The 12,178-nt window shown below is 43.5% G+C and carries 8 protein-coding genes; 4 read left to right on the top strand and 4 right to left on the bottom strand.

Translation table 11 applies throughout. From position 1 onward, the window contains the following. Window positions 1-13 precede the first annotated feature (13 nt). Window positions 14-3,160 (bottom strand): TonB-dependent receptor, encoded by a 3,147-nt coding sequence (locus GVN16_RS22870; RefSeq protein ID WP_166566285.1) that lies wholly within the window; start codon window positions 3,158-3,160, stop codon window positions 14-16. Between the two features lie 347 nt (window positions 3,161-3,507). Between GVN16_RS22870 and GVN16_RS22865 the strand changes: the two genes are divergently transcribed. The 4 genes from GVN16_RS22865 to GVN16_RS22850 all read left to right on the top strand — a co-directional run bounded on the left by GVN16_RS22865 (window position 3,508) and on the right by GVN16_RS22850 (window position 8,265). Then, the gene (locus GVN16_RS22865; RefSeq protein WP_310587464.1) at window positions 3,508-4,644 is read left to right on the top strand and encodes a LacI family DNA-binding transcriptional regulator; all 1,137 of its coding nucleotides are present in this window, start codon (window positions 3,508-3,510) and stop codon (window positions 4,642-4,644) included. An 87-nt stretch (window positions 4,645-4,731) separates the two neighbouring features. Then, on the top strand, window positions 4,732-6,819 hold the full coding sequence (locus tag GVN16_RS22860) for an alpha-L-fucosidase (RefSeq protein WP_166566283.1): 2,088 nt from the start codon (window positions 4,732-4,734) through the stop codon (window positions 6,817-6,819). Window positions 6,820-7,048: 229 nt separating this feature from the next. Continuing rightward, the gene (locus GVN16_RS22855) at window positions 7,049-7,549 is read left to right on the top strand and encodes a hypothetical protein (protein ID WP_205748958.1); all 501 of its coding nucleotides are present in this window, start codon (window positions 7,049-7,051) and stop codon (window positions 7,547-7,549) included. Between the two features lie 83 nt (window positions 7,550-7,632). Continuing rightward, entirely contained in the window at window positions 7,633-8,265 is a 633-nt protein-coding gene (locus GVN16_RS22850; RefSeq protein ID WP_166566282.1) for a pyridoxamine 5'-phosphate oxidase family protein, read from the top strand. Window positions 8,266-8,312: 47 nt separating this feature from the next. Here the strand turns inward: GVN16_RS22850 and GVN16_RS22845 are convergent, their stop codons facing one another. From GVN16_RS22845 to GVN16_RS22835, 3 genes are read right to left on the bottom strand one after another with little or no spacing between them, the layout of a single operon-like run. Next, complete coding sequence (locus GVN16_RS22845; protein WP_409013198.1) at window positions 8,313-9,476, bottom strand: aldose epimerase family protein; 1,164 nt, start codon at window positions 9,474-9,476, stop codon at window positions 8,313-8,315. A gap of 56 nt (window positions 9,477-9,532) precedes the next feature. Further along, window positions 9,533-11,188 (bottom strand): sodium/sugar symporter, encoded by a 1,656-nt coding sequence (locus GVN16_RS22840; RefSeq protein ID WP_166566280.1) that lies wholly within the window; start codon window positions 11,186-11,188, stop codon window positions 9,533-9,535. A 25-nt stretch (window positions 11,189-11,213) separates the two neighbouring features. Then, entirely contained in the window at window positions 11,214-12,167 is a 954-nt protein-coding gene (locus tag GVN16_RS22835; RefSeq protein ID WP_166566279.1) for a transketolase family protein, read from the bottom strand. Between the last annotated feature and the right edge of the window lie 11 nt (window positions 12,168-12,178).

The following is a 12,178-nucleotide window of genomic DNA, read 5'->3' as shown; positions in this document are numbered from 1 at the left end:
TTTTTATCTATCATTAAAATTTAAGATTCAGACCTAAGGTAAATTGACGGACAGGCGGATTATTCAGGTTTACACTGATAACACGGTTGAAATTGCCCCCCTGTATGGTATTACCGTATCCGTTTCCTTCCGGATCAACCGCAAGCCCAGCCTTCACTAAAGGTGAATAAATAATAAAAGGATTCGTGGCATTCAGATAAATGCGGGCTGAACTCATGCCTAATTTTGATAAAGACTTACTACTGATGGTATATCCCAGGTTTATACTTCTCATTTTGATAAACGACCCGTCCTGGTATTGGGTAGTAGAGGTAAAGTCTCTCACACCACCGCCCGCATTAGGCTTGGGAAATGCATTCGTAGGATTGTCTGTCGTCCAGTAATCCATCACCAGTTGGTTTGAGCGTCCCTGGTTCAGGAAGCCAAATCCGGAACCACCACCCGAAGTACCTGACAGATAAGGAACCAGAACCTTCATTCCTATCCTGGCGTAGGTTACAGCCGAAAGGTCAAAGCCTTTAAAACTGATCCTGTTGGTTATACCTCCTTCCCACTTAGGCTGAAAATTCCCTATGATTTTACGGTCATTGGCATCAATTTTACCGTTATTATCCACATCTTCTACCCTGATTTCTCCGGGAACCTGAAGAGGCGAAGTTTGCTTGGCCAACGTGCCGTTATCCAAATCCGATTGCTGCCAGATACCTATCTTATTGTAATCATAGATGACCGTAAGCGGATGTCCGACAAACCAGAAGTTACCTTTATTGTCCAGTTCTGTCGGAGTAGTCAGCTGCGTGATTTTCTCACGGTTGTAGAAGTAGGTTACATCGGTGCTCCAGTTGAATCCGTTCCTGTTTCTGATGATGTCAAACGATAATGAAGCTTCAAATCCCTTACCTTCTGTTTTCCCCAGGTTTTTCAAGGTAGAACCCGCCCCGTTACTTTCCGGAAGGTTAACCGAAAGCAGGATATCTTTGGTGTTTTGCTTATAGATATCAAATGAACCGGTAACACGGTTATTGAAAAGCCCTATTTCCATACCGATATCATACTGTGAGGTAGACTGCCATCCTAAATCACTGGCCGGTAAACTGGTCACCATATAGCCAAGAACCTGCCCGGCAGCTGCAGTACCAAAGTTATAATATCTCGAAGAAAGAGCTCCAAGGGTAGAATAAGCTCCTACATTACGGTTTCCTGAAATACCCCAGCCTCCTCTGATTTTCAGATTGGATAAAAAGGTAAGGTCCTGCATAAACGGCTCATCGATGATATTCCAGCTTGCCCCTATGGCTGGGTAATTAAAGTACTTGTTCCCATCAGATAAAGTAGAAGACCCGTCTCTCCGGAAAGTAGCTGTCAGGGTATATTTATCATTGAAAGTATAGTTCAGACGGCCCATGTAAGACAATAAACCGGTTTCAGAAAAGAAGTTGCCGTTATCCGGGTTGGCTGTTACCGTTCCTGAGGCCAATGCAAAGTTAGCGGTTTTCACATAATCAGCAGGTACACCCTTTACATTGAAGTTTGAGCCTAAACTATGGTTTTTAGTAACTTCATACAGAGCCGTAAAACCAATTTTATGCTTTTTGGCAAATGTCTTGTCATAATATAACAAGTGTTGCAGGTTCACGTCCCAATATTCTGTATTTCTGATGTCAGCATTCGACACACTTTGTTCAGTTCCTGAATTTACAAAGGTATTAGGCGGACCATAGCCGTTAAAGTGTGACTGGCTGAAGTTAAGACCTGCGTTGAAACGGTATTTAAGACCATCCAGAATATTAACTTCACCATATAAGCTATTGAAAGTCCTGATTGCACGGTCATTGGAAAGAATATCGGCTCCACGCGAAATGAGCGTCAGCGGACTTACAGCCTGGGCTTCGATGGTACCTTTCTTCGGATTTAAGTTCACCGTTCCGTCCTCATTATAAGGTTTAACTAACGGAGACAAGCGAACAAGCTCAGTAGGTATACCCCCGCCCGCAGGGTCATTTCTTCTTGTCAAGGTATTGATGGTATTCAAACCTACTTTCACTCTTTTGCCGATCTTTTGATCTATCGTTGCACGAATGCTCATACGGTCAAAGTTTTGATTCGGCATAATACCGGTTTCGTTAAAATAACCGATACCCATGCCATACTGTGTGCTCTCCACACCACCTTGCAGACCCAGTTGATGGCTGGTGTTAAAACCCGGCTTGTAGAGCAGATCCTGCCAGTCGGTTGAAACACCAGCTGCAAGATTAGCCTTTTCTTCTTCTGTCAGGGGATAAGCGGTGGTACCCGCCCCTTGTGTATTATACGCAGCAGATAATTCTTTAAATTTGGCGTACTGCTCTCCATTCATGACATTATACTTGCCCATGATGCTCGTAACACCATGATAGCCATCATAAGTCAGCACCGGCTTGCCTACTTTCCCTCTTTTAGTAGTGACCAATATTACCCCACCCGCACCTCTTGAGCCATAAATCGCTGTGGCTGAGGCGTCTTTCAGTATCTCAATGTTGGCAATATCATCAGGGTTGATATCATTTAACCCTCCATAGGGTATGCCGTCAACCACAACCAGCGGCCCGTCAAGGCCATCTCCGTTTCCTGTGGTCAAAGAGCGGTTACCACGGATACGGATGGAAGCCTGGCTACCCGGAGTGGAGCCATTACTTACAATCGAAACACCGGCAGCCCTGCCTTTCAGTGCATTTAGTAAATTGGGAGCCGGAACTTCTTTAATGGTGGCTTCCGAAACCGAGATAACCGAGCCGGTTATGTCCCGCTTCTTCTGGGTACCATAACCCACCACAATTACTTCGTCAAGCTTGATATCATCGCCAACCTTCAGTTCTACGTTAATAACTGTTCTCTCTCCGACAATTAATTCCTGCGTTGCATAACCGATAAAACTAAAAACCAGGGTCTCTTTCGGAGAAGCCTCAATCCTGTAATTCCCTGAAGGGTCAGTGAGTGACCCTCTCGTAGAACCTTTGACCTGAATACTTACACCAGGCAAGGCCTCATTGCTTGATGCGTCTTTCACATTTCCGGTAATAAACTTAGCCTGTGCTAACAGAGACAGGGGACTCAGCAAAAATAGCAGTGCCGTAAAGCCCCATCTCCTGTGAATGTTTTTCACTTTGTAGTTTTTTTTCATTTTTCAATCGATTTCAATGTTTAAATAATACAATTATTTGTAACTTGAATGATAATTCAGGGTTTTAGGTCAAATCGGCATTTTCGTTACATTGATATGAATGTATTGCCCGGACATCGCTTTGTCAAACAAATAGTGTCGAATTGACACCAATTAAAAAACGTCAACTATCGGAAAGCTTTGCGGAAACCTTTCCGATAGCTATAAAAAAAAATACAGAATAATAATTAAATAATTATAAATGAAAAAGAATGTCCCGACGGCTTATTGCCCTGATAAAAAAACAATGAAATTAATCTTAGAAAAATACAAATAGCCTTATGCAAAAGTGTACTAAATGTCATCAGGTGGACGGAGTAATAAAAGCAGGTTTTATCAGGGGAAACCAAAGATTCTTCTGCAAAATATGCAGTCAGCACTTCATCCTGGAAAATGCTTTTAAAAGTGATCTGAAAAAAAACGGCCAGAGTACGATTACGGATGTGGCCAATGCTTTAGGCGTTTCCATTTCTACCGTATCCAGAGCTTTAAACGATAAATCCGATATTAACCCGGATACCAAAAAAGCTATTTTACAAGCCGCCATGGAGCTGGACTACCGGCCTAATTTGTTAGCACAAAGCCTCCATAAAGGCAAAACCAATACCATAGGTGTGATCATCCCGGATGTGGAACACCCGTTTTTTGCCAAAGTACTGGCGGGCATCCAACAGGTAGCCAATAGTTCCTGCTTCAGGATTATTGTTTGCCACTCCAACGAATCAAAATCCGCAGAAATCCTCAATACAGAAACCCTTATTGACTGCAGGGTAGACGGATTAATCATCAGTCATTCAAAAGAAACGACCTCTTTTGAACACATAAAAAAAATCATTGATAAAGGTATTCCGGTTGTTCAGTTCGACAGGATCATTACGGAACTCAATACCCACAATGTAATGCACCAGGACTATAAAGGCAGTTTTGACCTGGTGGAACACCTGATCCTCCAGGGCTGTGAAAGGATAGCCATCATGTCGGGTCCACAAGAAATGTACATCTGTAAACAACGACTCGAAGGATATAAAGCGGCCTTTCAAAAGTACGGAAGGGAAATAAACGAAGAGTACATTGTCCACTCCAATATCGCAAAAAAGGACTGTTTAGACGTCTTTGATTATTTTATGAGCCTGGAATACCCCCCCGATGGTATATTCACGATCCTCAACAGAAACGGGGTTGAAATGATGAAAATCGCGAAGGAAAGAGGCATCAGAATTCCACAGGAAATAGCCTTTGCGGGATTCGGAGATGATATTCTGGCTGAATATTTTGAACCGTCTCTGACCGTTTTCAATCATTTCCCGCCGGCTATCGGCCAGGAAGTGATGAAAGTCCTCATCAGATTGATAGAAAACAAGACTCATTTCCCGGCATATAATCATTTTATAGAAGGGGAACTGGTTGTAAGACAGTCTTCTCAGAAGGGGGGCTACATCAAATAACACACTCTGCGAACAGAAAAGAACATTTTCCTTTCGCAATTAAAAAAAGCAATTTAATTTATGCCCTTAATCAATCCGGATTTTTCCATGAAATACGCAAAATTCATTCTATTTCTCTCCTTGTATCAATTTAGTTTCTTTTCGATCTTCAGTCAGGGAAATGCTCCCAAGGCCTTTGGCCCGGTCCCGACAGAGAATCAATTGAACTGGCAAAAATTAGAGTATTATGCCTTTGTCCATTTATCGGTAAACACTTACACTGACATGGCATGGGGCCTGGGTAATGAGGACCCAAAAATTTTTAATCCGACCGAACTGGATTGTCGCCAATGGGCACGCATAGCTAAAAAGGCAGGCATGAAAGGAATCATTATTACAGCAAAACACCACAGCGGTTTTTGTTTGTGGCCTTCAAAATATACGGATTACTCGGTAGAAAACTCTCCCTGGAAGAATGGAAAAGGGGATATTGTGCGTGAAATGGCTGAAGCCTGTAAAGAGTACGGGCTGAAACTTGGCATTTATTTATCGCCTTGGGACAGGAATCATCCCGACTATGGAAAACCCGAATACATTACCTACTTCCGCAATCAGCTCCGCGAACTTCTGACCAATTATGGAGAAGTCTTTGAAGTGTGGTTTGACGGTGCCAACGGAGGATCAGGCTACTACGGAGGGGCAAATGAAACCCGTAAAATAGACCGTAACACCTACTATGACTGGGAAAACACCTATAAGCTCGTGCGGGAATTGCAACCCAATATCATGATCTGGAACGATGGAGGCAACCGGGCCGACCTCCGCTGGGTAGGCACAGAATCGGGTTATGTTGGCGAAACCAACTGGAGTCTGTTAAATGCCACCGGCGATGTCCCTGACGAAATGCTCAGACATGGCGTAGAAAATGGCGACTCATGGGTGCCGGGAGAGGTTAATACTTCTGTCCGCCCGGAATGGTTCTATCACAAAAAAGAAGACGATAAGGTGAAAACCTTGCCCCACTTGATGGATATCTACTACCATTCCATAGGCAGAAATGGCACCCTGCTGCTTAATTTCCCGATCATGCCCAATGGCCTGATCCATGAAAAAGATGAAAAGGCCGTTTCAGACCTCGCCGCGGCAGTAAAAGAAGCATTTAAGGTAAACCTGGCCACTAAAGCAAAGGCCGGTGCCAGCAATGTGCGTTTAAAACAACCGGAGTTTGATGCAAAAAAGGCTATAGATGCTGATACCGAAACATATTGGACAACCGATGACCTGATCAAAACCGGAGCCTTGACTTTGAGCTTCGATAAGCCAACTTCCTTTAACCGCTTTTTGGTACAGGAATATATCAGGCTGGGTCAGCGGGTAAAATCGTTTACCGTGGAAGTTTTCGAAAACGGCCAATGGAAACAAGTGGCCAAAGAAACCACCATTGGTTACAAACGCATCCTGAGATTCCCGTCTGTTACTGCCACGAAACTTCGTCTCACAATAACCGACTCAAAAAGCAGTCCTTTAATTTCAGAAATAGGCATTTACAAGGCTCCCCAAATACTGACCCCTCCTTCTATCGTCCGCGAAAAATCGGGTGATGTCCGTATTACACCCGCCGACCCCGAGTCAGATATTTATTATACTACGGACGGGAGTATTCCTTCAAAAGATTCGAAAAAATACAATGGCCCGGTCACAACCGACGGGGGAAAAATTCAGATAAAAAGTATCGCCTATAATCCGTTAACTAAAAAAAGCAGTGAGGTTAATGGCGAAAAATTCGATATTGCCAGGAAAAACTGGACAATCACAAGCATAGAAGACTCCAAGGTTAATGCTATTTTAGATGGAGACGTCAATACGAACTGGCATCAGCCTAACCGGGTTAAAATGCCGGCAGACCTGATCATCGATCTTGGTAAAACTGAAAAGCTGAAAGGATTCAAATACCTCCCTGATCAAAACTGGTGGGCCAATGGTATCGTCAGTAAATATCAATTTTATGTTTCGCAGGATAACAAGACCTGGGCATTGGTGAGCGAGGGAGAATTCTCAAATATTAAGAACAACCCGGTTTGGCAAACCATATCTTTTAATCCGGTACATGCACGGTACATCAAATTTACAGCCACAGGAAATACCGAAGACAATCATGCTGCGGGATATGCAGAGGTAGATGTGGTGACGGAGTAGAGAGATTTAAATCGTGAAGGCCATGGTATGGAGATGGTCAAAGGAGGTTTTGTGTAACTTTCAGGACTTGCTTTTGGCCATTTCCCTATTATTAGCAGATTCCCGATTAAGCATTTTTTAGCTGATTAGATGAAGAATCGCTGGATACAGTGCCGACAATTAAACCTCTTCAAAAAATATAAAAAGTAAAGAAAAACGAAAAATCAAGCTCAAAAAACTCAATCAAAAAATGGCAGATCAATTCAAAGACATCATCAGAAAGGCGTATTCAGCTTTTAATGAGAGGAACATTGGCAAGGCATTGTCCACCATGCAAACAGATGTGCAGTGGTCAAAAGCCTGGGAAGGGGGCTATATCAGCGGGTACAATGAAATTAAGGAATATTGGACGAGACAATGGACTGAGATAAATCCGATTGTGGAGCCTGTTGGCTTTATCGAAAGGGAGAATGGAAGCCTGGAGGTTAAAGTTCATCAGCATGTGAAAGACCTGCAGGGTAACCTACTGTTTGACGGCCTGGTAAAACATATTTACACTTTTCAGGACGGACTCATCAAAACCATGGACATCGAACTTTTTGATGAGGAGAAGTCGTTTCAGGACAACAAGGTCTCCGCTAAAAACGATGAGCAGTTTGTCATTCCTGACGAATGTGGAGACACGCTGTGGGATGCCGTTCTGAAACAGGAAGAAGAAAAAGACAGGCAAGCCGCTGAAGAAAAGAAATAAAAATCCGGTTTTTAATGACCGGGGAACCCGCTTTTGTTATCCGGGTATAATATTCTGAATTTCCCGTTTTAAATTTAAAAAATATGGCAAAGAGTTATGCAGACATTGCGTTCAGCCAGGCCAGCAAGGTACTCCAGAAACAAATGGGAAGCCTTGAAGCGTATGAACGAAGATACACGCCCTTTGAGGGATTAGGCGAAAGGGAAATACAGTTCATTTCTTCAATCGAAAGTTTTTACATGGCCACTTCCGGAGAAAACGGCTATCCATACATTCAGCACCGGGGCGGTCCGGCTGGTTTTCTTAAAATTCTGGATGGCAACCGCATAGGTTTTATGGATTTCAGCGGCAACAGACAATATATTTCGGCTGGAAATCTGATGACCAATGAAAAAGTATCCCTTTTCCTGATGGATTATGCAGCAAAAAGAAGGTTGAAAATTTACGGTACTGCCGGGCTGATTGATTTACATGACGACGACGCACTATTTGATTTTCTGGCTTTAAAAGACTACCCTGCACGCCCCGAACGCATGATGATATTCCACGTCGAAGCTTTTGACTGGAATTGCCCCAAGCATATTCCGGTCAGGTATTCAGTGCATGACATGGAAAGGATAACAAAAGAAAAAAATCAATACATATCAAAATTAGAATCAGAAATAGAGGTTTTAAAGCTTGAATTGCTTAGGTTATCTCAAGCAGACAAAATTTAAATCCATGCGGCCGGTAACATAAAAAGTGTGTGGAATTAACTATAACCTTAATTAGCTGAAAATTTATACACGGTTACCGTGTTGTATCTTTCCCCAGGTTTCAATACTGTAGATGGAAACCCGGATTGATTTGGCGAATCAGGATAATGCTGTGTTTCCAGGCACAAGCCGGACCGGTGCTTATAAACTATTCCTCCCTTTCCTTTTATCGTTCCGTCAAGAAAATTACCTGAATAAAACTGTATCGCCGGTTCTGTTGTCAACACTTCCATCAATCTTCCTGATGCAGGTTCGTAAACTTTCGCTACGCTTTTGAGTGTTTTACTGGTGTCTGAAAACACCCAGCAATGATCATATCCTTTTCCGTAGACAATCTGCTGGTCCTTTAAATTGTTAATCCCAGTACCAATTTTGGTTGACTTGTTGAAGTCAAATACTGTTCCGGAAACCGATTTTAACTCACCCGTGGGTATGAGCGTCTCATTCACGGGTAAAAACTTATCTGCTTTGATGCTTACTTCATGATCAAGAATCTCCCGGCTCATGTCTCCGCTAAGGTTAAAATAAGCATGATTGGTAAGGTTCACCACGGTTGCTTTATCTGTAGCGGCAGAATATTCTATTTTAAGTGAATTGTCTTTCAGAAGGGTATAAGTCACTTCGGTCGTCAACGTTCCGGGATAACCCTCCTCGCCGTCTGCGGAAATATATTTCAACATCAACTGAGGCTCTTCTCCGTCTACCGGGGTGGCTTCCCAAAGGACCTTGTCAAATCCTTTTATGCCTCCATGAAGGGCGTTTACCCCATTGTTTTTTGCCAGTAAATATGCTTTGCCTTCCAGCGTAAACTTACCGTTGGCAATGCGGTTGCCATAACGGCCAATCAGTGCACCGAAGTACGGAACACCTTTCAGATAACCTTGCAGCGAATCACAACCCAGTGTAATGTCGGCATATTTTCCCTCTTTGTCGGGAGCCGACCAGTAGGTAATTGTTCCGCCGTAATTACTAATTTTTACGACCATCCCATTGGCATTTTTAAGCGTATACAAATCTGCTGACCTGCCATCGGGCAGGGCACCAAAAACACTTTTGCTTATGTTAACCTCCGTCGCTTCCTGCGACTCTTTATCTTCTGATTTTCCGGAAGAACAGCCCTGCAACAACAGGCAGATTAAAATGAGCTGCTTTAAATAAAGCACAGGATTTATTCCTGGCTGCCTAAAAATATTTTTAAAAACCAATACATTCATAATTAATAGTTTTTTTACCAGAATATGGCGTAAATGACCACGAAAATGACACAAACTGCTACTGCTCCGATTTTGAAAGTGTTATCCACTTTAAACCATTCCCTGCGAACTTCAAATGCATTTTCCTGGTCTTTTCCTTTCGCCTGCAACAAACTGATTCCAATGTGGACCAGTGAACAAATCCAGAACACCACACCCATGCGGTTCATGAAAGGGAAATCAGGGTACACTTTGGCAATAACAGCAGACAACACCACACTTAAAACTGCTGCGGCCAGGGCTCCGTTGGCGGTGGCCTTCTTCCAGAAGAAACCCAGTAAGAAAATACTTAAAATTCCGGGAGATATATAACCGGTATACACCTGTATATATTCAAATGCCTGACCAAAATTGGCAAGCAGGGGACTCACCATCAGAGCGATAATGAAAGCTACAATAATAGCCATACGTCCTGTCCAGATCGTCTGTTTCTCTGTAAGGTTCTTGTTGAAAAACTTCTGATGTATGTCCAATACATAAATCGTTGAAATACTGTTGGCCTTCCCAGCCAATGAGGCTACAATCGCAGCCGTAAGGGCGGCAAATGCAAGACCCTTCAGACCCACAGGCAGCAGGTTTAACAAAACCGGATAGGCATTATCAGGCTTCACTATGCCGTTCTGGGTAATGCCGTTGACAATGGCAGGTTCCGCATTTTCCTGGAAAAGCACATAAGCTGCCAGGCCAGGAAGCACCACAATAAAGGGCATCAGCATCTTCAGAAATGCCGCAAACAAGACACCCCTGCGGGCAGTTTTGATATCAGCCCCCAAAGCCCTCTGTGTCATGTATTGATTACATCCGAAATAATTCAGGTTATTTACCCACTGTCCTCCGATGATAAACATCATGATGCCCGGAAGCTGGTTATAAGCATCCATAAAACCGCCCCTGCCGTCATGAACCTCGTACTCACCTTTCTCAAAAATCATATGAAGATGGCTGTCGGCTTTCTGGGCAATCAGTGAAAATCCTTCGAATAAACCGGAACCTGTACCGACTCTGTCAGAAAGCAACTGAAGGGCCAGATAAGTGGTAGCAAGGCCACCGAAAATCAAACAAACCACCTGGATAACATCCGTATAACCAATCACCTTCATTCCACCCAGTGTAATGATAACTGCAAACACCGTCAGAAAAATGGCACAACTCATAAAACTGAACCCTGTCATTTTTTCAAGACTCAGGCCTCCGAGGTAAATGATGGAGGTAAGATTGACGAAAATATACAGAAACAGCCAGAAAACGGCCATGATCGTCGCCAGCCGGTCATTATACCGTTTGGCCAGAAACTGTGGCATGGTATAAATCTTGTTGTTCAGGTACATCGGCAGAAAATATACTGCGACGATCAGCAATGACACCCCACCGAGTAATTCATACACTGAAATAGCAATACCCAGCTGAAAAGCCTGGCCGCTCATCCCGATAAATTGTTCTGCAGAGATATTAGAGGCTATAATAGATGCTCCTATCGCCCACCAGGTCAGGGAGCCTTCAGCAAGAAAGAAGTCTTTGCTGTCGGCAGATTGCTTTCCCTTGTTTTTATAGACCCAATAGCCATAGGAGGCAACGATAACAAAATAGACAAAAAAAATGCCATAGTCCAGGGATTCCAGTCCTAATTTCATAGTAATTTTAAGGTTAAGGTTTTGTTTATTTAGATGCCAGCACTTCCCTGACTGCAGAGACTATATGATCTTTACTGAGTCCGTATTTATCCATCAACTCAGCCGGGGTACCGCTCTCACCGAAAGTGTCATTGACGGCCACATACCTCATCGGCGTAGGCAGCTTCGTTGAAAGTAGCTGAGCGACCGAGTCTCCCAGGCCTCCGAATCTGTTATGCTCCTCAGCAGTAACGACGCACCTGGTTTTAGAAGCCGACTTCAAAATAGCTTCCTCATCCAGTGGTTTGATGGTGTGGATATTAATCACCTCGCATGAAATCCCTTCAGCCTCCAGGATTTCTGCCGCTTCAATAGCATTCCATACCATATGCCCGGTGGCTATAATACTTACATCAGAGCCTTCATTCACCATCCAGGCTTTACCGATTTCAAACTTCTGATCAGCCGGTGTAAAGACAGGGATAACCGGCCGCCCAAACCTCAGGTAAACCGGCCCATCGTATTCGGCTATGGCAATAGTGGCTGCTTTGGTTTGGTTAAAATCACACGGATTGATCACCACCATACCAGGCAAGGACTTCATCATACCGATATCTTCCAGTATCTGGTGGGTAGCACCATCTTCGCCTAAAGTCAGACCGGCATGTGAAACACATATCTTCACATTCTTTTTAGAATATGCTACCGATTGCCTGATCTGGTCATAAACCCTGCCCGAACCAAAATTGGCAAACGTAGTGGCAAATGGAATATTACCACTCAGCGAGAGCCCGGCAGAGAGACTGATCATGTTGGCCTCGGCAATACCACACTGGATAAACCGCTCCGGATTTTCTTTGATGAAAGTATCCAGTTTTAAAGATGCCACAAGGTCAGCACACAAAGCCACTACATTTTGATTGGTTCTTCCCAAAACGGCCATCCCTTCTCCAAATCCTGATCGTGTGTCCTTTTTTTCTGTAAAGGTATATTTTTTCATAGTTTTAATCT

It is taken from the genome of Emticicia sp. CRIBPO, from assembly GCF_009905725.1.
Taxonomy (GTDB): domain Bacteria; phylum Bacteroidota; class Bacteroidia; order Cytophagales; family Spirosomataceae; genus Leadbetterella.
This window is presented reverse-complemented; position numbering and strand designations above follow the sequence as displayed.